General features: G+C 68.4%; 35 protein-coding genes. 5 read left to right on the top strand and 30 right to left on the bottom strand.

Annotation, left to right across the window (positions count from 1 at the left end; translation table 11 throughout):
- Window positions 1–17 precede the first annotated feature (17 nt).
- The 10 genes from ACFWP5_RS25325 to ACFWP5_RS25280 all read right to left on the bottom strand — a co-directional run bounded on the left by ACFWP5_RS25325 (window position 18) and on the right by ACFWP5_RS25280 (window position 6,974).
- Window positions 18–263 (bottom strand): hypothetical protein, encoded by a 246-nt coding sequence (locus tag ACFWP5_RS25325; protein WP_384160791.1) that lies wholly within the window; start codon window positions 261–263, stop codon window positions 18–20.
- 57 nt (window positions 264–320) lie between these two features.
- Entirely contained in the window at window positions 321–1,742 is a 1,422-nt protein-coding gene (locus ACFWP5_RS25320) for a phage major capsid protein (protein WP_384160788.1), read from the bottom strand.
- A gap of 147 nt (window positions 1,743–1,889) precedes the next feature.
- On the bottom strand, window positions 1,890–2,561 hold the full coding sequence (locus ACFWP5_RS25315; protein WP_384160785.1) for an HK97 family phage prohead protease: 672 nt from the start codon (window positions 2,559–2,561) through the stop codon (window positions 1,890–1,892).
- Between the two features lie 15 nt (window positions 2,562–2,576).
- Window positions 2,577–3,728, bottom strand: coding sequence for a phage portal protein (locus ACFWP5_RS25310; RefSeq protein WP_384160782.1), 1,152 nt, complete (start codon window positions 3,726–3,728; stop codon window positions 2,577–2,579).
- Window positions 3,725–3,904, bottom strand: a complete 180-nt coding sequence (locus ACFWP5_RS25305) for a hypothetical protein (protein ID WP_384160779.1) — start codon at window positions 3,902–3,904, stop codon at window positions 3,725–3,727. The genes ACFWP5_RS25310 and ACFWP5_RS25305 overlap by 4 nt, the downstream gene beginning before the upstream one ends.
- Window positions 3,905–3,914: 10 nt before the next feature.
- Window positions 3,915–5,384 (bottom strand): terminase, encoded by a 1,470-nt coding sequence (locus ACFWP5_RS25300; protein ID WP_384160776.1) that lies wholly within the window; start codon window positions 5,382–5,384, stop codon window positions 3,915–3,917.
- Window positions 5,377–5,652: a hypothetical protein gene (locus tag ACFWP5_RS25295; protein WP_384160773.1), complete on the bottom strand. Its 276-nt coding sequence runs from the start codon at window positions 5,650–5,652 to the stop codon at window positions 5,377–5,379. The genes ACFWP5_RS25300 and ACFWP5_RS25295 overlap by 8 nt, the downstream gene beginning before the upstream one ends.
- A 180-nt stretch (window positions 5,653–5,832) precedes the next feature.
- On the bottom strand, window positions 5,833–6,258 hold the full coding sequence (locus ACFWP5_RS25290) for an AAA family ATPase (RefSeq protein WP_384160770.1): 426 nt from the start codon (window positions 6,256–6,258) through the stop codon (window positions 5,833–5,835).
- A gap of 42 nt (window positions 6,259–6,300) precedes the next feature.
- Window positions 6,301–6,600 carry a hypothetical protein gene (locus ACFWP5_RS25285; protein ID WP_384160767.1) on the bottom strand — a complete coding sequence of 100 codons (300 nt, stop codon included), beginning with the start codon at window positions 6,598–6,600 and terminating at the stop codon, window positions 6,301–6,303.
- A gap of 56 nt (window positions 6,601–6,656) precedes the next feature.
- Entirely contained in the window at window positions 6,657–6,974 is a 318-nt protein-coding gene (locus tag ACFWP5_RS25280) for an HNH endonuclease signature motif containing protein (RefSeq protein ID WP_384160764.1), read from the bottom strand.
- Window positions 6,975–7,016: 42 nt separating this feature from the next.
- Here ACFWP5_RS25280 and ACFWP5_RS25275 point away from each other — a divergent pair, with 42 nt between their 5' ends.
- Window positions 7,017–7,280, top strand: a complete 264-nt coding sequence (locus tag ACFWP5_RS25275; RefSeq protein ID WP_384160761.1) for a hypothetical protein — start codon at window positions 7,017–7,019, stop codon at window positions 7,278–7,280.
- 118 nt (window positions 7,281–7,398) lie between these two features.
- Here ACFWP5_RS25275 and ACFWP5_RS25270 read toward each other — a convergent pair whose 3' ends face one another.
- The 19 genes from ACFWP5_RS25270 to ACFWP5_RS25180 all read right to left on the bottom strand — a co-directional run bounded on the left by ACFWP5_RS25270 (window position 7,399) and on the right by ACFWP5_RS25180 (window position 18,634).
- Window positions 7,399–7,599, bottom strand: a complete 201-nt coding sequence (locus ACFWP5_RS25270) for a hypothetical protein (protein WP_384160758.1) — start codon at window positions 7,597–7,599, stop codon at window positions 7,399–7,401.
- A 464-nt stretch (window positions 7,600–8,063) separates the two neighbouring features.
- A complete protein-coding gene (locus ACFWP5_RS25265) occupies window positions 8,064–10,151 on the bottom strand; it encodes a cell division protein FtsK (protein ID WP_384160755.1) in 2,088 nt (695 codons plus the stop codon).
- The gene (locus ACFWP5_RS25260) at window positions 10,148–10,489 is read right to left on the bottom strand and encodes a hypothetical protein (protein ID WP_384160752.1); all 342 of its coding nucleotides are present in this window, start codon (window positions 10,487–10,489) and stop codon (window positions 10,148–10,150) included. Before ACFWP5_RS25260 ends, ACFWP5_RS25265 begins: the two co-directional genes overlap by 4 nt.
- The gene (locus tag ACFWP5_RS25255) at window positions 10,486–10,644 is read right to left on the bottom strand and encodes a hypothetical protein (protein WP_384160749.1); all 159 of its coding nucleotides are present in this window, start codon (window positions 10,642–10,644) and stop codon (window positions 10,486–10,488) included. The genes ACFWP5_RS25260 and ACFWP5_RS25255 overlap by 4 nt, the downstream gene beginning before the upstream one ends.
- Window positions 10,641–11,390 carry a DUF2637 domain-containing protein gene (locus ACFWP5_RS25250; protein WP_384160746.1) on the bottom strand — a complete coding sequence of 250 codons (750 nt, stop codon included), beginning with the start codon at window positions 11,388–11,390 and terminating at the stop codon, window positions 10,641–10,643. The genes ACFWP5_RS25255 and ACFWP5_RS25250 overlap by 4 nt, the downstream gene beginning before the upstream one ends.
- Window positions 11,387–12,118 (bottom strand): DUF6907 domain-containing protein, encoded by a 732-nt coding sequence (locus tag ACFWP5_RS25245; RefSeq protein ID WP_384160743.1) that lies wholly within the window; start codon window positions 12,116–12,118, stop codon window positions 11,387–11,389. The genes ACFWP5_RS25250 and ACFWP5_RS25245 overlap by 4 nt, the downstream gene beginning before the upstream one ends.
- The gene (locus ACFWP5_RS25240; RefSeq protein WP_384160740.1) at window positions 12,115–12,441 is read right to left on the bottom strand and encodes a hypothetical protein; all 327 of its coding nucleotides are present in this window, start codon (window positions 12,439–12,441) and stop codon (window positions 12,115–12,117) included. The genes ACFWP5_RS25245 and ACFWP5_RS25240 overlap by 4 nt, the downstream gene beginning before the upstream one ends.
- Window positions 12,442–12,536: 95 nt before the next feature.
- A complete protein-coding gene (locus tag ACFWP5_RS25235) occupies window positions 12,537–12,785 on the bottom strand; it encodes a hypothetical protein (protein ID WP_384160737.1) in 249 nt (82 codons plus the stop codon).
- Between the two features lie 41 nt (window positions 12,786–12,826).
- Window positions 12,827–13,000, bottom strand: coding sequence for a hypothetical protein (locus ACFWP5_RS25230; RefSeq protein ID WP_384160734.1), 174 nt, complete (start codon window positions 12,998–13,000; stop codon window positions 12,827–12,829).
- The gene (locus tag ACFWP5_RS25225) at window positions 12,997–13,620 is read right to left on the bottom strand and encodes a hypothetical protein (protein ID WP_384160731.1); all 624 of its coding nucleotides are present in this window, start codon (window positions 13,618–13,620) and stop codon (window positions 12,997–12,999) included. The genes ACFWP5_RS25230 and ACFWP5_RS25225 overlap by 4 nt, the downstream gene beginning before the upstream one ends.
- Window positions 13,617–13,784, bottom strand: coding sequence for a hypothetical protein (locus ACFWP5_RS25220; protein ID WP_384160728.1), 168 nt, complete (start codon window positions 13,782–13,784; stop codon window positions 13,617–13,619). The genes ACFWP5_RS25225 and ACFWP5_RS25220 overlap by 4 nt, the downstream gene beginning before the upstream one ends.
- Complete coding sequence (locus tag ACFWP5_RS25215) at window positions 13,784–14,311, bottom strand: single-stranded DNA-binding protein (protein ID WP_384160726.1); 528 nt, start codon at window positions 14,309–14,311, stop codon at window positions 13,784–13,786. Before ACFWP5_RS25215 ends, ACFWP5_RS25220 begins: the two co-directional genes overlap by 1 nt.
- The gene (locus tag ACFWP5_RS25210; protein WP_384160723.1) at window positions 14,311–14,565 is read right to left on the bottom strand and encodes a hypothetical protein; all 255 of its coding nucleotides are present in this window, start codon (window positions 14,563–14,565) and stop codon (window positions 14,311–14,313) included. The genes ACFWP5_RS25215 and ACFWP5_RS25210 overlap by 1 nt, the downstream gene beginning before the upstream one ends.
- A 424-nt stretch (window positions 14,566–14,989) precedes the next feature.
- Window positions 14,990–16,537, bottom strand: coding sequence for a phage/plasmid primase, P4 family (locus ACFWP5_RS25205; RefSeq protein WP_384160720.1), 1,548 nt, complete (start codon window positions 16,535–16,537; stop codon window positions 14,990–14,992).
- Window positions 16,534–17,109, bottom strand: a complete 576-nt coding sequence (locus ACFWP5_RS25200; protein WP_384160717.1) for a hypothetical protein — start codon at window positions 17,107–17,109, stop codon at window positions 16,534–16,536. Before ACFWP5_RS25200 ends, ACFWP5_RS25205 begins: the two co-directional genes overlap by 4 nt.
- An 83-nt stretch (window positions 17,110–17,192) precedes the next feature.
- Complete coding sequence (locus tag ACFWP5_RS25195) at window positions 17,193–17,390, bottom strand: hypothetical protein (RefSeq protein ID WP_384160714.1); 198 nt, start codon at window positions 17,388–17,390, stop codon at window positions 17,193–17,195.
- A complete protein-coding gene (locus ACFWP5_RS25190; RefSeq protein ID WP_384160711.1) occupies window positions 17,387–18,073 on the bottom strand; it encodes a DUF6907 domain-containing protein in 687 nt (228 codons plus the stop codon). Before ACFWP5_RS25190 ends, ACFWP5_RS25195 begins: the two co-directional genes overlap by 4 nt.
- 16 nt (window positions 18,074–18,089) lie before the next feature.
- Window positions 18,090–18,440, bottom strand: a complete 351-nt coding sequence (locus ACFWP5_RS25185; protein ID WP_384160708.1) for a DNA-binding protein — start codon at window positions 18,438–18,440, stop codon at window positions 18,090–18,092.
- The gene (locus tag ACFWP5_RS25180; protein ID WP_384160705.1) at window positions 18,410–18,634 is read right to left on the bottom strand and encodes a helix-turn-helix transcriptional regulator; all 225 of its coding nucleotides are present in this window, start codon (window positions 18,632–18,634) and stop codon (window positions 18,410–18,412) included. The genes ACFWP5_RS25185 and ACFWP5_RS25180 overlap by 31 nt, the downstream gene beginning before the upstream one ends.
- Window positions 18,635–18,788: 154 nt before the next feature.
- Between ACFWP5_RS25180 and ACFWP5_RS25175 the strand changes: the two genes are divergently transcribed.
- Together ACFWP5_RS25175 and xerC are read left to right on the top strand one after the other, a co-directional pair.
- Window positions 18,789–19,724, top strand: coding sequence for a helix-turn-helix domain-containing protein (locus ACFWP5_RS25175; protein ID WP_384160702.1), 936 nt, complete (start codon window positions 18,789–18,791; stop codon window positions 19,722–19,724).
- 25 nt (window positions 19,725–19,749) lie between these two features.
- The gene (gene xerC / locus ACFWP5_RS25170; RefSeq protein WP_384160699.1) at window positions 19,750–21,366 is read left to right on the top strand and encodes a tyrosine recombinase XerC; all 1,617 of its coding nucleotides are present in this window, start codon (window positions 19,750–19,752) and stop codon (window positions 21,364–21,366) included.
- A 335-nt stretch (window positions 21,367–21,701) separates the two neighbouring features.
- Here xerC and ACFWP5_RS25165 read toward each other — a convergent pair whose 3' ends face one another.
- On the bottom strand, window positions 21,702–21,878 hold the full coding sequence (locus ACFWP5_RS25165) for a hypothetical protein (RefSeq protein ID WP_384160696.1): 177 nt from the start codon (window positions 21,876–21,878) through the stop codon (window positions 21,702–21,704).
- A 312-nt stretch (window positions 21,879–22,190) separates the two neighbouring features.
- Between ACFWP5_RS25165 and ACFWP5_RS25160 the strand changes: the two genes are divergently transcribed.
- Window positions 22,191–22,733, top strand: a complete 543-nt coding sequence (locus ACFWP5_RS25160; RefSeq protein ID WP_384160693.1) for a hypothetical protein — start codon at window positions 22,191–22,193, stop codon at window positions 22,731–22,733.
- 29 nt (window positions 22,734–22,762) lie between these two features.
- The gene (locus ACFWP5_RS25155; protein ID WP_384160691.1) at window positions 22,763–23,134 is read left to right on the top strand and encodes a hypothetical protein; all 372 of its coding nucleotides are present in this window, start codon (window positions 22,763–22,765) and stop codon (window positions 23,132–23,134) included.
- Window positions 23,135–23,357: the final 223 nt, after the last annotated feature.

Here is a 23,357-nt window from a genome sequence, read left to right as displayed (position 1 = left end):
CGGTATGGACGGCGTACCTACTTCGGGCGGGTGGCGGTACGCCGCGGCTTCGACTCGACGGCCGTCTCCTGCGGGCCGGGCACGGCGACGCCGAGCTTCTTCAGCTCGTCGTCCACCGCGGCCACGCGATCGGTCCGCTCGTAGCGGGCGTAGCCCTCGCGTTCGCGCAGCAGCGCGGCGACATGGGCCTCGTCCGCGCTGGGCACCTCCGTGGTGACCGACTCCCCGGTCCGCACGTTGGTCGCCGTCTCCTTCTCAGGCATGCCTGCCTCCTTGCAGACGGGGCCCGGGCGGCATCAACCGCCCGGGCCGGGATCGGCTCAGAACGTCGGGGTGATGAGGCCGGTGCCTGCGATGACCGAGATCGACTTCGCGTAGCGCGAGGCGTGCAGGGCCGCGTAGTTGTAGAACCGCAGCAGCACCGACAGCTGGTCGGCCTTCGTCTCGCGGAACGCCTCGGCCTGCGGGGTGCCCTCGAAGAAGATGACGTCGGTCGAGCGCAGGATGATGATCCGGTCCTCGTTGGTGCCCGCCCCGAGGTTGATCGGGATGTTCGGGTCGACGTAGACGGGCAGGCCCTGCAGGCTGCCGACGAGACCCTCCGAGACGACCGCGCCCATCTGGGCGAGGACGTTCTGCGGCATGTTCGCCAGCGGGGTGACCAGCGGGCGCCCGGCCGTGTCGACGGCCGCGGTGAACCACGCCCACCGGCGCGGGTGCATGAAGATCTTGTCGCCCGGCAGGAAGCGCCCGGTGTGGATCTGCTGGATACCGTCCGCGACCTTCGGGTACACCTCGGCCGTGGTCGGCGTCGCGTCGGTGTAGGTCACCGCGTTGAGGCCGGACACGTTGAGCAGGCCCAGCTTGTTGGCCGCGTTGTTGTTGATGACGAACGCGTCGGCCTTGACCGCGTAGTCCGCCGCCAGGTCCGCGAGCAGGATCTGGTCCATGTTGATCGGCGACTGGTCCAGCAGCTGCTGCGCGACGACCTGCTGACCCGCGATCGTTGCCACGGCCGCGGTCACCGAGTTGGTGGTCGCGTCCGTGTTCTGCACTGCGGTGTTCTGGCTGGTCTGCTCCGCCGTGGCCGTACCGGTGGCGACGCGCGGCAGGCTGATGGAGTCGGTGCCCGGGGGCAGCGCCATCGGCCGGACCTGGTCGGCGATCACACGGCCGCCGCGGGCCAGCGCGATGTAGTCGTTGATCATCCACAGGGGCGGGACGAACTCGCCGCCGGCGCCGTCGGTGGTGGTCAGGGCGCGCGCCTCCATGCCCGCCATGGCCTCCTCTGCGCCGCGGGAGATCCGCTCCAGGTGGTCGGTCACCTCGCGGTCGTTGCGGGACAGGCGCTCGATGGCGGACGAGTCGCCCTTCATCTGGGCGCGGAACAGGTCGCGGAAGTAGGAGGTCTGTCCGCCCTTGCGGTACACCGCAGGCTCCGAAGTGACGGCCACACGCTCGCGCCGCTCACCGACCTGGCGGTACTGGGCGTGGTACTGGGCGGCGCGCAGCTCGCGCTGCTCGTCCTCCTCCAGCTCCTTGATCCGGCCGCCCAGCTCCTCGATCTCGCCGTCCTTCGCGCGGATCTCCGAGCGCTTGGCGTCGAACGCGGTCTGCTCGTCGGCAGACAGCTTCTCCCGGCCGGCATCCTCGGCGGTCTTCACGACGGCGTCGAGGTCGGTCTTCAGCGCGGCCCGGGCTTCGAGCGCGGCTGTCATCTGCTTGCGCAGGTAGGCGAGCATGGCTCGCTCCCTTCATGGGGTGATGGGTTGGGGTCGCGCCCGCGTGCCGTTCGGGTGGTGGCCCAGGTGGTGGCGCTCGTGCGGGCATGCCGACGAGCGCTCCGGCGTGGACTCCGGCGCGTCAGGTGGTGCAGGCGTCAGGTGTGGCTACAGGCCGATCAGGGCGGCCTGAGCCTGGAACAGCGACAGCGTCTGCGGCTCAGCCTCGGCAGGCTGGAACCGACGCTGCAGGCGCTCGTACAGCGCCCGCGCGTCCGTCTCGTCGAGACGGTCGAAGTCGGCCGCGCGCATCGCGCCGACCGAAGTAGCAGGGTTCGCACCGAAGTTGACGACGGACACGTCGCCGCGGTGCAGGTCCACTTCGAGGATGTCGCGCTGGTCGTAGTCCGGAGACCACTGCTGGCGGGTCACCCGGAACGCGAACGACATCTCGTCGACGGCCTGGTCCTCGATGGCCGTGACCATGTCGCCGACATCGGAGCGGGAGACGTTGACGTCGGCTTCCATGTGCAGGCCCGTCGTGTCCTCCGCCAGGCGCAGCGAGCCCGCCTTGGTGTACGCCATCGCCAGCCCGCCATGGTTCAGCAGCAGCTGCACCTGCGGGTTCTCGGTGAGGGTCTTGGCGAACGCGCCCGTGCGCACGACCTCGCTGTACGGGCCGAGCCAGTCCCACATCTCGAAGGGGGCCTCGGTGACCGAGGCGTAGCCCTCGATCGTGGACACGTTGCTGACGCCCTTCTTGGCGCGCACTTCGAGCTGCACCGGGAACGCGCGCCGCTCGGTCCCGGACATCTTCGCCCGGTCACTCTTGACGCTCACAGCGTCCCCTTCCTGTCATTCACTGAGCCGCACCTTCGGCGCGGTCTCCGCGATCGGGTCGTTGCCCCACGGCACAGGAGCCTGGTCTTCCAGCTCGCGCACCTCGTTGGGTACCGCCCACTTGTTCTGCAGGGACAGAGCGTGCGCCTTGAACCTGGTCAGCAGGTCGGTGCGGGCCAGCGCGGCACGGTTGATCTTCACGAACTGGCCGGGCGGCAGCAGCGCGGTGAACATGCGCTCGGTGCGCACCAGCCACCGGTCGAGGGAGTACGTCAGCAGGTCCAGCGACCGCTGCTCGACGTTGGCGTAGGTCATCGAGCCGCCGGTCTCGTAGCCGAGGATCTCCGGCACGCCCGGCCCGTAGATCCGCGCGCACTCTGCGGCCGTGTACTTCTGGGTCTCCAGGAACTGCGACTCTTCCGGGGCCACCTGGATGGCCTGGAACTTCCAGCCCTGCCCCAGCACCACCGGCTCGCGGGTGCCGCGCAGCGCGGCCATGAACCGCTCCTTCGCGGTCCGCGCCTGCTCCGGCTTCAGTGCCTGCTCGTTGGTCAGCATGCCCGAGGGGTGGGCGCCGTCCTCGAACCACTGCTGTCCGAAGCGTGCGGCCGCAATGCCGAGCCCGATCGTCGTGGCGTGGTGCGCGACCGGGGACAGGCCCATCAGCCGGCCGGGCACCGTGTAGGCCCGCTGGTGCCACATCTCCTCGTTCGGCACGGTCTCGCCGTACACGCGCCACTGCGGCAGACCTGACTTCAGGTCGCGCCAGCCCTGCACCTCGTCGGGATGGAACAGGACGATCTGGGTGGGGCTGCCGAGCCGGTCCCGGTCGGCGACCCGGCCGTTGGTGTTGCCGCGCAGCAGCAGCGACATCAAGTACTGGTAGATCCAGTCCGCAGTGCCGTAGCCCTCACCGGACGGATCCTCAAGAACCTTCGGCAGGGGCAGCTCACGGCGAGCCGATCCGGTGCCTTCGTAGACGTCGATGGGAAGGACCGACCCCAGGGAGGCGATCAGGTCCACGGCCGCCCACACGGCGACCTTCTGCAGGCTCGCCTCGGTCCGCGCGAGGTTGACCTTGTTGAACGTCCAGGCGCTGGACGGATGGGGGATCGGCGGCTCAGGGAAGATCCCGCGCTGCTCACGACGGCTGAAGAAGACGCTCACCGGCTATCCCTCCAGTCCATCCACAGGCAGAACGCGCCGGCCATCGCGAGCCCCGCAGGCGCGTACACCTGCCAGGCAGCGCAGGACACCAGCACCGCCCCCGCCACGCCGGGCGTCTTGCGTGCTGCCCAGCCGACCGCCGACGCCAGGGCGCCCAGCATCTTTGCCCTGGTCACAGGCCCTCCCTCACAGGATGTTGTCGAGCGGGTCCACGTCGTCCTCGACGTCGGCGCCGAGACCCCACTTGGCGAGCGTGGCGGCGACCAGCGGACTGATGTCCACCGAGACGATCCGCCGCGCCCACGCCCACGCATCGCCGAGAGGACGCTTCTGCGCACCCGCCAGCGCGGACGCGAGCGGCGCCTGGTCGAGGTGGCTGAGGGTCTGCTCGGTCACCGCGTCGTAGAACTGGCCGCAGGCTGCGGCGACTTCGCGCGTCTTCGGCGACACGACCTCGACGCCGAGACGTTCTTCCAGGTCGGCGATCAGTGAACCCGCGGGGCCGCCGGCGTCGACGACCCAACAGCGCGGCTTCCACTTCTCGTGGAGCTCGGCAGCCCGGTCGAGGATCCAGCCGGTACCCGGCCGGTGCTCGACCACCTCGACGTGCGTGCCGCCCCGCCACTCACCCGCCACGGCAATCGCCGCGTGCGAGCGCTCCGGGGTCATGTCGATCGCGAACGCCACCGGGTCCGACGGCGACGACTCCGCAGCCGCCAGTGCCCGCCACGCGTCCTCGCCGACGACCTGCCACGTATCGGCCGTGTCGGACGGGTACTCGCCCACACCGAGCCGCTCGCGGGCGTAGCCGTCCTTGCTGAGAGTGGACCGCTCGTTGGCGACCTTCTCCAGCGTCAGCCGGTAGCCGACACCGGGGTTGGACTTCAGGACCGCCTCGTCGGAGGCCGCGTCGTCGTGCGCGGTGCAGTCCTTCGGGCACTCGTCGACGTGCGGGTCGACCGACCATTCGAGGTACGTCAGCGACGGGTCCGACGTGCCGGCCTCGATCGCCGCCAGCGCGCGGCGGCGCAGGCGCCCCAGCTGCACGGACGGACCGCCGATGCCGGCCGATCCGAGGTACCAGATCTGCGGGTCCTGGACCGCCGCCATGGTGGGCAGCAGGGCGTCCATCTCGTTGTCGCCGAGGATCATGTCCTCGTCCATCACGTTGCAGTGGCCGGTGAAGCCACGGCCGGAGCCCTTGCTTCGGGCGATGAAGCGCAGCAGCTGCCCCGAGTAGAGCTCGATGCTCTCCTCGCCTGTGGTCTGCCAGTACCGTTTGACACGTCTGTGCAGGTCAGGGGTGGTGCGGATCAGTCGCTCGATCCGACGGAACGCGTTCTTCGCCGTCTTGAACTCGTGGGCCGAGTGGAGGATCAGTTCCTCGCCGCCGATGAACAGGCCCCACAGCTCGCGGGCCTCGATGATCCCGCCCTTGCCGTTCTGGCGCGGCACGTTCACCGCGACCTCGAACGATGCCCAGCTGCCGTCCACCTTCTCGCCCATGCCGACGCGCAGGATGTGCTGCTGCCACGGATCGAGGAGCAGGCCCGCGCGGGCCGCCAGGTCGATCGCCTCCTGGCCCGCGCTGGACGATGCCGGGGGCGTGACCTGGATCGGGGGTTCCTGCCAGCCGTACACGCGGCTGTCAGCCACCAGCGGCCTGCTCGCGGGCAGCTGCTCGGCGCTTCTCTCGCTGCTCAGCAATGTCATCGACGGCGTCCCCCTTCATCTCGACGGGGGCGAGCCTGCGGAGGTCGGCCATGATGGGCCGGAGCTTGTCGGCGACGACGGCCTTTGCGGTCGGCGCGTCCGAGTCGTCGATCGCCTTGGCGAGGGAGCGGGCGACGGCCGCCATGCCGGGCGACGTCTGATCCGCGCGAAGATGGTCAAGCTCTTCGGTGATCATTTCGTGAACGCTCATGATCACCCCCGGCCGTCACGTTGCGTCACGTCACGCAGGGTGACCGCCGCTAAAACGGTCGAACCGAGTTCGCGCGAATTGATCTTTCAAAATCGCCGCGCAAAAAACTGGGCGACAAGGGCGTTTGGGTCGCCCGGGAAGGTCACCAAAAACTGGGTCGGCCGCTCGGGATGATCATGTTCACCAGGTCCTCGATGTCTGCGGCATCGTGCCTGGTGACGCCTTGGGCCGGCCGTTGTACCAGCGGGCGGCGACGCGCTGCATGCCGGTGTCGCGCATGGCTGCGATGCGCTGCATGGTGACCTCGCGGCCGGGGTCGACGACCACGATGCGGGCGTCGAGCCGCTTGTACTTGGCCAGGGCCTTGGGGCTGGGCATGGTGTGGATCAGGTAGACGTCGACCTTGTCGCGCAGTGTGAACGCCTCGTCCATGGCCGCGTAGCGCGCACGGTGGGCGACCTGTAGCTGTAGCGGGTTCTGGTTCCACTGCGGTGCGCCTGGCCCGGTGAGTGCGCGGGTGATGCGGTCCAGGTCGATGACGATGTCGCGTGCTGTGGCGTGCGCGTCTATCCAGCTGGACTTGCCGGAGGCCGGAGGCCCGGTCACGACGTAGAGCACTCTGCGGTCACCGCCTCCGCCTGAGCGGCCTCAGCCGAACGGTGCCGCCCCGCTGCCTCGGATCTCAATGGAGTGAGATCCGCGTCCGGTCGCAATGAACAGGCACTCGTGCTCGCCGCCGTCGATGCGCAGTTTGGGCTGCTCGGCCTCGTAGATGTTCCCTGCCGCCTCGTCGCTCTGGGCCTGAAGAGTCCCGTGCCATTCGGCGAGACCCTTCATGGGTTGATGGCCTGGCACTGGTACCGATTCAACGGTGAGCACGAGCGAGGCTTCTACCTCGTACTCGGCCCCATCTGTGATGACAATCGCGGGTCCGTCGTAGGTGGCCATGAGGCCATTCTCTCGCGCCTTCTGTGTCACCGCCATTGGCGATGACGGCCACGGAGTCACCAGTTCCGTGAGGCGCGTTGGGGTGCGGGCTGCTGTGGTGCCGGCGTCCGGTTGCCCTTGGCCGAGTTGCATCGGCGGTGCATCGGGCGGGCGTTGTCGCGGTCGAGTAGGTCGCCGCCCTTGGACAGCGGCACGACGTGGTCGACGGTGAACGACAGCGGGTGCTTGGCGTCCAGCTCGTATCCGATGTTGTGGCCGCACCGTGCGCATGGGAGACGCTGGGCTCGGAGCCAGGCGCACAGCCTGCGGTAGGGGCGCCCGTTGCGCGGGTTGCCGGCCACGGGAGCCTCCTGCCGGTCCAGATGCCGGGCCATAGCCTCCGGCGTAGCCTGATCTTGGGGGAGCGGGAGGCTGAGATGGTTGATCTTGCCTTGGTTACGCTCGCGGGTCAGGTGTTGGCCGACGATGGTTGGGGATCTTGGTCCCTGGCGCGACAGGTCGTCACCGTCGTCTTGTGCATCCTCGCTGTGCTGCTTCCCGTGCTGTCCCTCTGGGCGGTCGGATTTGGTGACCTAGGTTCCGACTCGTGCTTCATGATGCTGTTCGCCCCGGGCATGACCCTGGTGGCTGAGGTGATCGCTTGGCAGTGGTTCCTGCAGGACTGGGTGCACAGCCTCTAGGGCTTGGAACGCAACGAAGCCCCAGCAGGGGGGATTGGCTGGGGCTTCGTGTGCGTCTGTGGTGCCGCGTGAGGGCACAGTTGTTCACCGAGATCGTTACACGCTGTCTGACCTGCGGTCAAGCGGCTGCGCGTTCTGCCCTCTTGGCGAGGAGTCCGGCGACGTCGTCGACGGCGTACCAGGGCTGCCGTGGTGTGCCGCCGGACCGCTTGAGCTGGCCGCGGTGGACGAGGAGGCGGACGCCTCCGAGGCTGATGCCGAGCTGCTTGGCGACTTGGTGGGCGGTGAGATGCCCGGGCCGGATGAACTGCGACTCCATGCGCCCAGTGTGGCGCATGGGTTGCGTCAGGAGAGGCGGCGTAACGGTCTCGGCTGAAGCCCGGTGGGGCGTTGGGGTCCTCTGCTTACCTGGGATGTGGCGTGCATGTCGCGCGCGGGTTGGGGGGAGTGCCGGTGAGCGGTAATGGCTCGGACAAGGGCGTGCTGGTGGTCGTGGGCTTTCTGGCTTGCGTCCTGCTGTATCTCTTCTGTGCCTTCTTGGTAGGCATCGGCTTCGTGTCGTGGACCGGAGCCCTCGTCTGTGCCGGGGTTGTCGTTGTCCTCGTTGCGCTGGGCGGGTTGGCGGGCCGGTAGCTCAGGGAGGGAGGCGGCGGAGGGGAGTCTCAAGGGCCGTTTGCGGAGGACAGGCTGTCCTCCGCAAGCTGCCTCCCTTGCCTCCCTAACCACTGTCTTCCCAGGTCACCCATAGGGAGGTGGGCAGGGAGGCGTGTGGGGAGAACTCCCTTAGTCTTCGGTGCCTCCCTCGTCGTCATCGTCCTCGTCGCGGGCGGCGATGGCGTCGAGGATCCGGTCGAGGCCGACGTGCATCTTGCCGCCGTTGGTCTTGTACTCGCCGTGTCCGGCGTCGTCCAGGACGGCCTTCAGGTCCCGGGGCGACCATGAGCCGTACTCGACGGGGTTGAGGTCCTTCAGGCCGTGCAGCACGTCCAGGGTGAGCATCTTCGTCGCGTGTCCGAGGACGACCGCGATGTCGGTGAGCGGGTCGGCCACGTCGAACGTGGGCACCTCCCATACGCCCTCGTCGTTCCTGTACGCCTTCATGGCGCGCTCGACGACCGGGGTCACCTCGTCGATGCCGGCCTCTTTCCGCACGTAGTAGGAGCGGATCAGCCCAGGCGTCTTCCCGAAGCCCGCGGCCATGGCGGTGCCGACGTCTTCACCTGCGACGAGGGTCGTCGCCGAGTACCCGTTCTTGTGCATGCCGGTGCCGAGGATCGCGTCGTTGCCCTGGTGGTCGTTGATCGCGAACGCGACCTTGTGGGACACGGTCTTGGCGATTCCGCGCGGCAGGCTCGCCGCATCCGCGTCCGGGGTGATCCACATCAGCATGATGGCCGTCTTCCTGGCCTTCTTGGTGACCTTCAGCGCCAGTTCCTTGGCCTCCTTGCCGTACTCCCGGTGTCCGAACAGCTCGTGGACCTCGTCGAACACGACGATCCGGGGCCGCATCGACGGGTCGCGTTCTGCCATCTCGCGGGTGACCTTGGTGTCCGTGCCGAGGCGTTCCAGCTCCTGCCCGCGTCGGGACACCTCGCCGGCGAGGGCGCGCAGCGTGTCCATGGCCGCAACGACGTGCTCGTCGTCGTCGCCCTTGACCAGGCTCCGCAGGCGGGGCCGCATCGGGTCGTAGTCGTTGTTGTACGCCAGGACGTGCACGTCGATCTCGACCAGCGGGTCGAGCATCGCGCCGAGCAGCAGGGCGACGACCAGGGACGACTTGCCGGAGCCCATGATCCCGGCGATCAGGTAGTTCGCAGCCATCAGCCGGCCGATGACCTGCTCGCCGCGGGCGTTGAGCGCAACAGGGACGCCCTTGAAGAAGTCGGTCGTTCCCTCCGTCAGGAGCGGCCAGGACGGTACCGGCTTGGTGAGGACACCGGGGTCGGCAACCCACAGGTCGAGCACGCCAGCCTGATCGCGCGGCTCGGTCGGCCACACCTCGATGGGCTTGCGCATCAGGTTGTGCGCGAGGATCTGCTTCTTGTCGGCGATCATCTCGACGGGAACGCCTTCGGGCAGCTGCAGCTGCGCGTGCCACCCGTTCCCGGACCGGGTCGACGGCTGCACCCACCGGGGCCGCCAGCCCTCCTTGATGGAGGCGTTCAGCGGCGGGATGCCGAGCTTGCCGAGCGCCCGCATGATGGCGTTCTCATCAGGTACGACGTCCCGCTCGTCGCCGTCTGCGGGCAGGGCCCAGGTGGGCGCGGTCCGCTGGTTGCGGCCGACGGCCCAGGCGCCGGCCATGGCGAGGAGTGGCATCGAGTACAGGAACGGGTCCCAGATGACGCTGACCAGGAACCCCAGCCACGCCACCAGTTGGATGACGGCATCGAGCGGACCGAGCACGTCGGCCACATCGTGGTTGTGCCAGGCGATGAGGATGCCCAACAGCAGCAGTACGCCCGTACCGGCAACGACCGTGGTGAACACGGCCTTCGGGAGGCTGATGGCCATCTGCAGCATGTCCATACGCCGCTTGTGCCTGGCGAACCGGTAGGCGTAGGCGCGCTGCTCCCACTTCTGCACCATCTCCTCGTTGCCTGACGCCTCGGCGATGCGCATCATGCGGTGATGCATGGCCGTGGTGCGGGCCTCCCACGCGCGGCGGGTGAGGACGCGGATGCCGCCCCATGTGTAGGCGCCGTGGCGGACGGCGATCCGGTAGGCGGGGTTCTGGCGGTACTCGACGACGATGCGGCGGATCCCTGCGAGCCGGTTGGACGGCTTCGCGTCTTGGGTGGGACGCGGTACGTCCTTGGCGTCCTCGGTCGTCGGGGTGGCGTCCTTGGTGAGGTTGACGGTGTCGCTCATGCGCGGCCTCCCCGGTAGTCGCGCCATACGGAGCGCAGGATGAGGAAGCAGCCGGTGGCGCAGGTCGCGCCGATGGCGACGGCGACGGCCGCCAGGGCGAAAGCGAGCGCGAGGGCGCAGGCCACGCAGCCGCCGACGATGGTCAGGCCGCCGACCGTCCACCACCTCTTCGCGTCGAACGTCGACTTGGGCTCGTGGTGGTGACAGGCCGGTTGTTGGGCCTGGGCGGTCGCCGCGACCTTGGCCAGCTCGACGGCCGCGAGCGCCAGCTGTACGACGGCGGTGTTGGTCTGCGCCTCGGTGACGGCGGCCTCCGCCTTGGCGAGGGAATCGCTCATGTCGCCCACCCGCGGACCTTCCGAGCCATGGCCGGCCGCAGGGCGACACCTGCGGCGAAGGCGATGACGAGCGGGTTGGTGGCCAGGCCGAGAATGAGGGCGGGGCAGAGGACCAGGAGGAGGCCGAGCAGGGCGCCGGCGAGGATCCACTTCATGATCGGGCCTCCGTGGGGAGCTTGTCCGGGTGGAAGAGGTTGTGTCCGCGGCCCGTCTTGTCGTGGACTTCGAGGCGTCCGTCGGCGACCCAGCTGCGGACGGTGGAGGGGTCGACTCCGAAGCGCTCGGCGACGTCCTTGGACGTCAGCAGGACGGGCGTGTCTGCCATGGCAGACACCGCGTACTGGCCCGTCCCGGGCGGGAGTTCGGGCGTCCCGTCAGCGTCCTGCTCGTCGAGTCGGTCGAGGGTCACCTCGGCTTCTGACAGGGGTCCTTGCGGGACCTCTGTCGCTACCTCGGGGACGCTCGGGACGGCGTGGGACGCGGTGGCGTCCTGCGCGTCCTGGGCGAGCCGCTCGTGGAGTTGGCGCATGAGGGCGCCGAACGCAACGAGCGCTGCGGACGGCGGTACGGCAGCCACGACGTACTCCATCGGCTGTGCGCCGTATCCGACGCCGAACACGTTGAGCGCGATGGAGCCGAGGGACCCGAAGGCGGCGAGGGCGACGGCCCACCAGTCCATGCCGCTGCGGGCGAGTGAGGCCCGCAGCATGAGGAGTTCCCCGGCGATGATGAACAGGTCGACGGTGGCGGGCCAGGCCCAGGCGCGGGCGCCGTCGAGGCCACTGCCGCCGGCGATGTCGTGCAGGTGCTCATACGACAGCCAGAACGCTGCGGCGGTGAGCAGTACGGTCACGACGGCGGCGCCGATGGCAAGGCCGTCGCGGGCGTTGACGCGGTTCACCGGTGGTCACCTCGCAGGCGGGCGAGGCCGTCGAGGGCGCGGTCGAGGCGGACGGCGGCGAGGCGCAGGGCGCGGGACAGGTTGCGGCCGTCGGGGACGTCGAGGTCGCAGTGTTCGTCGAGCTCGACGTAGAGGACGGGGAACGGCTCGGGCGCCAGGGTCAGGTAGGGGGCGTGGCTGAGCTGGGCGGTCATGATGGTGGACGGCGCGCTGCGGGCGGTGACGAACGGGACGGTGATCTCTGCCCCGTTGTGGGAGATCTCGTCGAGGGTGCCGACCATGTCGCCGTCGTGCCCGGCGCACCAGGGCGGCTCGTCGATGGTGATCTCGCCGCGGTCGGTGGTCAGCAGGGTGACGGTGCCGTCGCCGTAGCGGGCGCTCTGCTGTGCCCGGTCGTCGGCGGTCCGGGTGTAGGCGCGGTTGATGGCCGCGTCGATGGTGGGGAGGATGCCCGCCTCGTTGACGCGGCGGACCACGGCTTCGGTTTCTCGGTAGAGGCTGATGGTTGCGGCGGCGGCGAGGTGGCCTTCGACTTCGCGGCGGATGTCGCGGACGGCCATGTCGTCGAGCGGGGGTGTGCCGTTGAGTTCGGCGTGGCCGATGGCGAGGGCCGTGCGCAGCTGGTCGCGGGACACTTCGACGGCGAGCCGGACGACGGCGAACGCCTCGCTGTTCTCGTCGCAGGGGAACGTCTCGGTGGGCCCGAACTGCTCCAGGTCGGAGGTCACTCGCCCTCACCCGCCTCGACGCCGAGGGCGCGCAGCAGGATGCGGAGGGATTCGGTGAGGTGCCCGTGGGCATGGCTGATGCCGTTGGGGTCGCCGAAGTCGGGCTGGCCGTACTTGGTGAGGCTGCGCCGTCCCAGGGCGATGGCGACGTCGAGGTCGCTCGGCTCGGGGGCGTGGACGCCGGCGGCGTAGGTCGGGAGCAGGTTGGGGACTGAGGCCCGCTCCTGCTGCCCCTTGGCGAGGTCCTCGCGGGCCAGGCGGTGCAGCTCGGCAACGCGGTCGGAACTTGCGGGCACGTCGGGGCGCGCGAAATGATCGGTCATGCCGACTCCTGGCTTCATCAGGTAGTTCGGTAGAGGGTCGGGCGGTGCGCGCGCCGGGTGCTCCAACACCCGTGCTGCCGTCCGGCCCTCGTGGTCTATTCGGTTGTGGAGGCGTCCGGTTCGGACGCCTTCTTTCGTTTGAGCTCGTCTCTCTTGAGCGCTTGGTCGACGGCCTGCCAGCTGCGCCCGAGTTCTCGGGCGACGTCGGCGACCGTGCCGAGTTCCGCTACGCCTTCGCGCAGGGCCTCGGCTCGTCGTGTGGCGGCATCCGAGACGAGTCCGTTCAGCTGCTCCAACAGCTTCTCTTCCCCGAGAATCCGGTCCCGCCAGGACATCGGTTCCATCCCCATGACAGTATCCAACATGGGTGTTGGATGCAAGGTGTTCACGTCGAGGGCTCGGACTTCTTCGCCCGCTGGAACGCAGCGTGGATCAGCCGCTGAGCCTCCGCCAAGTGCCGGGCGCAGATCAACAGTTCGGCGCCCGGGTCGACAGCCTCACCGGTGCACTGGTCGCTGAGACGGTTCAGGACGCGACAGCGCACGATGCGTCCAGTCACGACGCCCCCTCGGGCTGGAGTGTCCGCAGCATCAGGAAGTCGCCGGACGCGTACACGCAGGTGCACCACGGGCAGACGAGGGACGTCTCGCCGGAGCGGTGGCGCAGGACGGCCCCGCACACCACGCCGGACGCGTCCGCCGCGACGCACTGGCCGATGCGCCGGCCGCGGTCCGGCAGCGCGCCGACGATGGACAGGGCCGCGCCCTCCATCTCCCGTACCTCGCGCGCCAGGTCGCCGGCCGCCGGGTAGGAGGCGGCGATCCACTCCAGGCTCATCGAGAGCCAGCGCGCGGCGGCCAGTACGCGACGCTCGACGCTGCCCTCGATGGCGGGCTGCCCCCAGCCGCGCACGGCCTGGACGTCGGAGCGCCGGCCCTCCAGGACGAGGGCGATGCCGCCGTACCGGAGGTCGAGGACCGCCTCGTCGACGGGCAGGTTTGCCTCCGTCACCTTGACGGTCACAAACTCTGCGCCGCCGTGTACGGCCGGGGTGAGGAATCCGGCGAGCGCCTCATACAGCTTCGGCATGCGGTCGAGGCGCTCCGCCAGGGCGAGCGTGTCGCCCTGGCAGAGGTAGCCGTGCTCGAGGTCCCGCCCGCACGCTTCGCACTGGTTCACGTGCCGGCCTCCTCTCGCGTGGTCTCCAGCTTGGCGAGGGCGGCGCGTGCGGCCTTGCGGTCGCGGCGGTCGTCGAGGATGCCGAAGCCGACATGGATGAGCAGCATCAGGTCCATGCCCGCGGTGATGCCGAGGGCCAGCGTCTGAATGTCGTGGTCGCTCATCAGAACGGGGGCTCTTCCGGGTGGCCGACCGGCGCCGGGGCCGCGGCGGGCTGCTGCTGCGCGCCACCCCATCCGCCACCCTGCGCCTGGCCGTTGGCGGGCTGGGCTCCGGCCCACGGGTCATCCGTTGCCTTCTGAGCAACGGCTGCCTGCCCGCCGCCGCTCGGGTTCTTGACGACCTTGACGGTGGCGCGGGCGAGGGTCGGCCCGACCTCGTCGACGTCGATCTCGTAGACCGTGCGCTTGACGCCCTCGCGGTCCTCGTAGCTGCGCTGCTTCAACCGGCCCTGGACGATGACGCGGACGCCGCGCTGGAGGGACTCGGCAACGTTCTCTGCCGCCTGCCGCCACACCGAGCAGGTCAGGAACAGGGCGTCGCCGTCCTTCCACTCATTGGTCTCGCGGTTGAAGACGCGCGGGGTGGAGGCGATGCGGAACTTGGCGACTGCGACCCCGGCCGGGGTGAAGCGGAGTTCGGGATCGTCGACCAGGTTGCCGACGATCGTGATGACGGTCTCTCCGGACATCAGGGGGTCTCCTTGTTCGGGCGCTGGGTGGTGGAGCACCACGGGTCGTGGGCGATCTGCTGATAGGTGGGCGCGGTGCCGTTGCAGCCGTCGCAGAACGCCGCGTTCCGGCCCTGGTGCCGCAGCTTGGCGGCGTGCCGGATGGCGAGGCCGCGTTTGCGGGCGGCGGCGAACGCTGCGCGGCGCCGCTTGGCCGCCTCGGCACGGCGAGCGGCGGCGGCGATCTTCTCCGCCACGACGTCATCGACGTTCACGGCAGCCGTGCCGGGGGCAGAAGGGGCAGCCGCGTGCGCAAACTTTCGGCGGTACAGACAGAGCGACCGATCCGTGATCCGAATGCGGGGTAATGCCCGTTTCCGCTGATGTCCCTACAGGGAAACTTTCCGAAATTACCTGCCCCTTCTGCCCCCTGTGACAGATCAGTGCAGGTCAGAAAGGGTTTAGAGCGGGGGCAGATACGGCCTTTGGGCTGCCCCCAAGCTGCCCCCACCTGCCCCCTTGTTGCTGCCCCTACCTGCCCCAAAGCTGCCCCCTGTGGATAACTCCGTCCCGAGCCACGAAGGTGCAGGTCAGTGGCTGTGGAAAAGCGCAGCAGCAAGGGGACGGTGTGGGGCTGGGGGCAGCTGCTGGGGGCAGGTAGCTGCGTGGTGCTGAAGGGGGCAGCAGGACGCTGGCGCATCAACGCCCCCACCCTGCGGGCGCCATCTGCTTGGGGCCGATGGTGATGCCCGCGTAGCCGCGCGTGCCGCTGATCTTGGCTTGGCGGTAGGACACGTCGAGGCGTGCGTAGAACCTGGACGGGCGGAGCGGCTCGCGCATGGCGGACTCTTTGCACCACCGTTTGTATAGCTCGTACAGCTCGGTGCGCGGGGACCAGCCGCCCTCTTCGATGGTGAGGAAGTCGTCCTCGGCGAACTCGCCGACGAACGCGGTGACGCCGTCGGCGGTGGACCGGAACCGCTCGCCGGCCTGGACGACTTCGGGCGGCGGGGTGAGGCCGTCTCGCAGGTACAGGCGCAGGCCCTCCGCTGCCCACGCGAAGATGCCGTCGAGTTCGGCGTGCAGCTTCTCCTCAAGCCGCTCGTCGCGGTCGGGGTCTCCGGCGAGGAACTGGCGGAGGAACGGGACGACGCGGATGCGGGTCCAGATGGCGTCGTCGTCGCCGGTGACCTTCGGGTACTGGTTGGAGCACACCCAGATCACGCACTCGGGGGTCCAGCTGCGGTTGTTCTCGTACAGGGCGCGGGTGCGCTGGTCGTCGCGACCCGTGAGCCGCTTTACGAGGGCCTCGTCCATCTCTTCGCCGGGCCGTGACTCGGAGGTGGTGACGAATCTCTTGCCTGCCATGTCGTCGACGTCGTTGTTGATGGCGCCCTCGCGGCGGGGGCGGAGCGCGCCGTCGGAGGCGACCTGCCCGTACTCGCCGAACAGGCGGGTCATGACGCCCGTGAAGATGCTCTTGCCGGTGTCGGAGGGGCCGTACAGGTAGACGAGTGTCTTCTCGTTAGACAGGCCGGACAGGGTGTATCCGGCGGCTTTCTGCAGGTAGAGGCGGGTGTCCTCCTCGGGGAGGTTCATCGCCAGGAAGCGCTCCCATTGGGGCGCCTTGGCATTCGGGTTGTAGGGGATGCCGAACATCTTCGACAGCATCAGGTCGGGGTCGTGCGGGCGGAGTTGGACGCGGTCGGTGTCGAGGACGCCGTTGGGCAAGTTGAGGTACCGCCGGTCGCGGTCGAAGTCCTCGGTCTGTGCGTGCAGTTCGGGGAAGGACAGGGCGGAGGAGATGGCGCGGCCCATGGTGCGGTGATCGCGGAGCTTGGCGACGTATACGAGGAAGACGTCCCGGTCGCTGGGCAGTTGCTTGCCCTTGTCGTCGACGGGGTTGTCGGCGCTGTACTCCAGGGCTTCGGACTTGGGCAGGTCTTCGACGGTGAGGCGCATGAGGGTGCGGACGAGGGTGTCGCCGCCGTGGAACGCCCACCGGCGCCCGTCGTACACGGCCCACTCCCCACCCTTCTTGACGAGCACCCAGCGGACGATCGGCCCGTAACGGTCGATCAGGCGCTGGGCGTTGCCGATGTCGTCACGGGTCCGCATCGTCCGGGCGGCCCGCGGGGGTGGCGGGAAGGTGGTGACGGGGCGCAGCTTCGGTGCCGCGCCTGTCCACTCCTCGCCGCCCCACAGATCCTCGTCGGACGGAGAGCCGACATCGGCGGCCGAGGTCACGCTGCCTCCTGTCGCTGCTGGGTGTAGGTGAGGTAGGCGCCGGGCTGGCCCGGTACGGCGATCGGCGGCCACCCTGCCGCCGCCTGCAACTGGTGTGCCGGCTTGGGCTTGGCGGCGGCGTCGAGCTGGGCGCGGCTGCGGGTGTCGATGAGGTTGGGCGTCCGGCCCAGGTTCCTCAGCCAGGCGCTGAGTTCTTCCTCGTCGCCGTACTTCCGCCACATCTCGGCGGCCTCAAGCGCCCCGGCCAGGCGCCGGGGGTCGTCGGGGTTGAGGGCGACCCACTCGGGGCTGCCGTACTTGGGGAAGTCGCGGGACGACCATGCGATCTTGGCGTTTGCCCACAGCGCGGTCATGGCGTCCGGGTCCACGGCGGACGGCTCCGGGGCAGGGGTACTCACAATCTGAGTACCCTCGCCGCACCCGGTCGCGATGCAGTCGATGGGGTCGCGGTGTCCGCAGTCGAGCGGCTCGCAGCGGCTTGCCGCTTCACGGCGGTTCGCCAGCTGCGCTGCGGGGCCGAGGGAGTCGAGCCGGATCGCTGTGACCGGCTTCGGCTCGGGGGTGCTGTTCACGAACGGCTCTTCTCTTCGAGCTGGATCAAGTGTTCGCGGGGGTGCGGGCCGGGCACGTCGGGGGCGGTGTGCCCGGCCCGCGGTCATGCGGCCTTGCGGAGCGCCTGGGCGACTGCGTCTGCCATGGCGGTGATGTCGGCGCACCAGTGGCGGCCTGCGGCGAGGATGCTGCGAGCGCTGGGCTGGGCCTCAAGGTCCGTGCGGATCGCGTCGAGGGTCAGCTGCCGCTGGGCCCGTTCCGCGGCGTAGCGCAGACGCGTGTCGTCGGACGTGTCGGTCACGCCTGCCGCCCGAGGTGCTCGTGGCGGACGCGGACGAGCTCGGCGTGACGGATGCGCATCCCGTCGACGCGCTGCTGCAACTTGTCGATGACGATGGCGAGTCCGTCGTCGTCGAGGTCCTCGATGTAGTGGTCCTCGGTGACCTCGACGGCGGCGTGCGGGATCCGCTTCTCCTCGTCCGGGTGGACGGGGTAGGACTTGATGAGGACGCTGAGCGTGGCCCAGTCCTGCCCGTCGGTGGAGCCGCAGCCGATCGGCAGTTCGGTGGAGTTGGCCTGGTCGAAGTTGATGCACACGACGTCGTCGGCGTCCGCGGTGCCGCTGGTCATCTCGAAGTGCAGGCCGTGGCAGCCTTCCAGGCAGGTGCCCTTGAGCGGCATTCCGGTCTTGTTGTCGGCGATGAGCCAGGAACGGCGCGGGCCCGTCGGCGCCTGCTTCGTGGCGGCCTCGTAGTCGAGCGCGAGACGGACAGCCTTGGCGATGATGCGGTACTGCTCGGCGGCCTTGGCGATGACCTGGTCCGGGGTGACCACCTGAAGGTCACCCTGGCTGGGGTCGCTGCTACCGATCAGCATGGGCTGGCCGGACTCAAGGTCGTTCATGACCTCGACGTGGAAGGTGGCGCTGATGCTCTGCTCTGCGATGGCCGACGGCGCCGTTGCCGTCGCGGTTACTCTGTTCATGAGCGTGTTCCGTTTCTTACTTCGCGGTAGCTGCGGATTGCTCGACTGGAGAGGCCGGCTGGTACCCGGCCTCTTCGTCGTTTCCGGCGGACGCTCCGGCCTGGTACGTCGGAGCGGTGCCGTTCTCCTGGGGCAGGAGCCCGAGGAAGCGCTGGAGGTCTACGGACCGGGCGACGCGTCGGCGTCCCAGGGGGATGACCTCGATGGGCAGGCGGCCTTGGGCCGCGAGCTGGTACGTGGTGGATTCGGCGAGCCCGAGGGCCTTGCCGACGGTCGGCCACAGCGGGACGAGTGCGGGCTGGTCGAGGATCTCGGCGATGGACAGAGCCGACGCGGTCATGCGGCGCTCGCCAGCGAGTCGAGCCACGCGTCGACCTGCCTCCGGCGGGCACGAAGGTGCCTGCCCACACGGGTCCATTGAGGACCGATCCCTCTGGTCTTCCAGCCGTAGATCGTCGACTTCGGGATGCGAAGCTCTTCGGCCAAGTCTTCGACGGAGACCCAGGTGTGGTCGCAGTCCGTCCTCGCGGCGCTGGTCAGAGCGATGTCCTGAGTTGCCATTACTTGCCGTCCTGGAGAGTTTGGTGCCGGACGCTCCAGACTCTGCATCACCAGTCTCGACAGTGTCAAGCGTTCATGTCCAAGCGCTGCAAGATGTCCAGATCCCGCCTGGGGCGTCTGGCGCCAGTCGCTCCAGACCGCTTACGGTGAAGCTATGGCAACTGACGAAAACCCACGGCAACTGTCCGTGGTCATCGGCGAGGGTCTCCGGAAGTTCCGGGAGAGCCGCGGATTGAGACAAGAAGACATCGCCAACGCTGCGCGTGAGTACGGATTCAACTGGGGGCGCAGTAGCGTGGCGGGCCTGGAAGCCGGAAACAGGGATCTATCCATGAGCGAACTGCTAATGATCCCTTCCATCATCAAGAAACTGGGCGGCTGGGATGAGCCGCTGGTTCCGGCTGATGCGCGCTTGCAGATTAACGAATCACTATGGATGCCTGGATCCCAGATCGCCTCCCACGTATTTGCACTCCTTACGCCCACGGCGCTTCCCAAGCGACTTAATGAAGGGCCAGCCCCTGTTGCAGACGAAGTGCTGTTGCTCGGCAGCATTGAGAACGAGGAATACGGTCAGCCACGACGGGGCGTGATCATGAGGGTCAGCGTCTACGAGTACCTCTATCGAAAGATGTGGCCAGAGAGGGCGGAGACCCCTTGGGTGTCCCTGACGGTGTCCATGGAGGTGACGCGGAAGGTGGGCGACCGCATCACCACCCCTGATGGCAAGTCGGCCGATGTCGGGCTTGTGCAGGCATTCGCTTTGGGTATGTGGGGGCGCACCGTTGGCGATGAACGCGATGCTCGCGCTGAATCTCGTGGGGTCTACGAGACGAAGCGAGCACTTCAAAGCGCGCGCGGCCATGTTACTCGGGAGCTGATTGAAGAACTCCAGGAAGAGATCACAAAACGATGGACCGAAGTTCAGGAGCACATTCAATACACGCGAGAGAAGATCTCAACAGACGAAGGGATGGAGCAGTGGGATAATGAGGCGATGCGTCTGTTCCACCCCGATTGGGGTTCAGAAATGTCCGACGCGGCATCGGCGCACCTTGCGCGACGGGGCAAGTTCCTACGCAGGAAGTAATTGGAAGAGTTTGGAGGGTGATTAGGTGAAGGGCTCTACGTACCGCCGTTGCTATTGCCGCGGCGAGGACGGCAAGGCGCTTGGAAAGACGTGCCCGAACCTGTCGAGCCGCCGGCACGGGGTGTGGGCGGTACGTCAGGAACTCCCGCCGCGCGAGGACGCCACCCGCCGCTCGTTCTCCCGCTCCGGCTACGACACGGCCAAGGACGCGCAGGCCGACCTCGACAAGGTGCGCGCACTCCTCGACCTGCCTGACGGCGACGACGCCGAGGGCCAGGTCCGGATAGGCGACCTGCTCGAAGAGGTCTCCAAGAACAAGAAGGCGTCGCTGCCCGGCGTCGAGGAGACTCGCCGCCGGTTCCGCACTGGGCTGAAGCTGACGGACGTGATGACCGTGGCCGCCCTGCTCGACGAGTGGCTGGAGGCCAAGGAGAAGTCTCGCCGCGCGACGACCGTGAACGGCTACAAGTCGAGGGTCAACTACCACCTGCGCGACGGCGTCGGCCACCACCGCCTGGACCGTCTGACCGTCACACACGTGCAGGACTTCTTCGACGGGCTCGACGACCGCAACGAAGTGATCCGCGCGGAGAACGAGGCGCGGCACGAGCAGGTCGCCAGGGCCACGTGGGGCAAGCGGTCCCGGCCGCCGGCCGCGGAGGCGCAACGGCTGGCCGCCGAGCGGGCCGCGCTGGCGGAGATGCCGCCGTTCCGCCGGATCACCGGGCAGGCGACGAAGCACGACATCCGCCGGGCTCTGCGTACCGCGCTGAACTTCGCAATCGGCCGGCAGTACATCACCTTCAACCCGGCGGCCCACATCGACATCGGGTCGGCGAAACGGCCGAAGGGGATGCTGTGGACGGCTGAGCGCGTGGCGCGCTGGCGTGAGACCGGGGTGAAGCCGGGCCCGGTCATGGTGTGGACGCCCGCCCAACTGGGCGCGTTCCTCGACGAGGCCGAGCCGCACCGCCTCTACGCCTTCTACCACTTGGTCGCGCACCACGGGCTGCGCCGTGGTGAAGGGGTGGGCCAGGACTGGACGAACGTCGACTGGAAGGCCCGCACGATCGCCGTGGCGAAGGAGATCGTGACGGATGGCTGGACGCCCATCGAGACGGACCCGAAGACGGACGGGTCGGCGGCGGCCGTGAAGCTGGACCGCGAGACGGTGGCGGTCCTCCTGGCGCACCGCGAGCGTCAGGGCGGGGAGCGGGACGCCCGGCTGGAGAAGCGGCTGCCGTGGACGGACACGGGCAAGATCTTCGTCCAGGAGGACGGGACGTGGCTGCATCCGGAGATGGTCAGCGACGGGTTCCGCGAGATCGTGGCCGCCGCGGATCTGCCGCCCATCAACTTGCGGGACTTGAGGCACGGCGCGGCGGCGTTGGTAAAGGCCGGCGGCGGCGACATCCATGACGCGAAGGCGAAGCTGCGGCACTCGACGATCAGCTTGACCAGCGACACGTACATGGAGCTGTTCGAGGAGTACGAGGAAGACCTGGCGGAGCGGTCCGCTGCGGCTGTCCCCCGTGCCCGGAAGCCGGTCTCTGACACTGCCGCTCACGCATCGCTCACGCACGGGCCAGATGGCGAAGGGCAGGACGGGGGCGAAACTACCCCTGACCTGCCCTCTAGTTGAGCCCCCTGTCGGATTCGAACCGACGACCTACGCATTACAAGACCATGAGTGATCGTGTTGCGTGGTGTCTCCCCGTGCTGTGTAGTGACGTTTTTCCTGATCAGAGCATGTGCAGCAGGTTGACCCGTGCCACCCCGTGATGCACCGTCCAAAGGCGTCTGTCCACCAGCTGTCCACCGGAGGTGTTGTGGCCAGCCCACCAGCGAGCCTGGGGCCCGGCTCCTGACGACGCCGTAGCCGGTCGGCGGGGCGGACGGAAGTCGCTGTAGGACCTCTACAAGCGCCGCTTTGCTAAGGGCTTGCAGGGAATCAAAGTGTTACTTCCGTGCAAGCCCTTAGGAATCCTGTCGCGTCCCCGGTGTGAACCCCGGTTCGGTCAATAGGGAGATCTCATAGCCGCCGTCGCCCGACACTAGCGAGTCACTCTCCCAGTGCAGCTCAACCTCGCCCAGGCCCCTGTTCCGGATGAGCCAGTCGTAGTTCTTCAGCGCGGTGATCGTCTCTTCGGTCATGGGACCGAGGCTACTGAACTGGGCATTCAGACGCTGGTGTTCACCGGGATCGGGACCTGGCACCCCCCGGAAGCTGTGAGCACCCGATCGAGGGAAGTTTAGCGCCGCATCCCCGGCTCGTGCCGCTTCTTTGGATAACGTCCTGCACGGCAAGCCGCGTACTGCCGCTCACCACCGCTTCCGGGTCCACGCCGTACCGGATGCGGACGGTCAAGGTCTTTCGAGGCCCGCGTTCCGAGACTCCATTCGTCGTGTCAGCGGCAGTCGTATGAGTCGGTCCGGGGGCGTGGCCTGGTCGGCAGGGGATACGTCATGCCGAAGCACCAGTCCACCGACGCTCAGGCCGCACGCAAGGATGCCCGCGGCGGCGTCAAGTACACCTCCGCTCTCCGTACCCGTGAGGCGAAGACGATCGCCACGCCTGATGTCCATGTGCTGCAGTTCCTGGCCGAACGGTCGGGGAACCTGTACCAGCTGGTGGGCGGAGTTGCGGCGGCCCTGGCGCACAGCGGGCAACGTGTGCTGGTACTGCAGGAAGCCAGCGATAGCTGGGCATGGAACTTCGGCCGCCGCACCCGTAGGAAGCCGGAGCCGGTTACTCCGCCAGAGCCGGAGACCACCCCGGTGTGGGCGTCGGCCTCGGGCCCGGGCGCACTGGTGGCCCATACATGTGTGTGGGAGACCCGAGGGCCGGCGAGCAATCGGGGCTTCCCGGAGCGGGATCGAACCCTACTGGAAGCGACCGTGCACAAGGCGCGCTCCGACTACGACGTGATCACGTTCTTCTGCCGCGTCACGGGTGGGCCTACCCCAACCGGGAAATTGCCACGGCGTTTGTCGCCATCGGAGAAGTAAACGACTTCCCGCACACCGACTGCCGCGTCATGCTGCCCGGAACCCTTGAAGAGCAGGGCGTGCCCCTCAACCCCGAGCAGTGCTCCGCTGTCCTGCGTGAGCGCTGCCTGTCCTTCCTCTTCAACCACCTGGCCGTTCCCGTTGACGGGTTGATCTGGCAGCTGAACTGGAAACTGCCCGTAGACACGAAGTACTTGGCGGCCGTCGACAGCGACATGGACCGCGCCGGACTGCACACCCTCGGTTGGACGACCCAGGACAAGCCCGCCCTACACCAGCAGTTGCCTGAGGTTCACCAGCTCCAGGACCCGGACTTCGTCCAGCCGTACCAGCAGATCGCGGCACGCCTTCGCCTGGCTGTGGCGGCGTCAACTGGCTCCGCCACAGCCAGGCGTGGTTGATGTTCCACCTGCGCAGGGGTGTCTCGCGGCACGCCTGCTGTCATGAGGCGACGCATGACAACTGGGTGGGGCGGCTCCCTGCTCGCCAACTCCCGTGCCGACGACATGGATGCGGGCCAGAGCGACGCCCGAACCAACAGCTCGCTGACGACGACCTTGAACCGGCGGAATGACTCCAGCCGATAACTACAGGCGCAGTGCTTCAGCCGCGCCGTAACCTCTC

The sequence above is a fragment of the Streptomyces sp. NPDC058469 genome, assembly GCF_042721125.1.
Taxonomy (GTDB): domain Bacteria; phylum Actinomycetota; class Actinomycetes; order Streptomycetales; family Streptomycetaceae; genus Streptomyces.
Note: the sequence above shows the minus strand (reverse complement) of the source record. Positions and strands in the feature narration are given on the sequence as shown.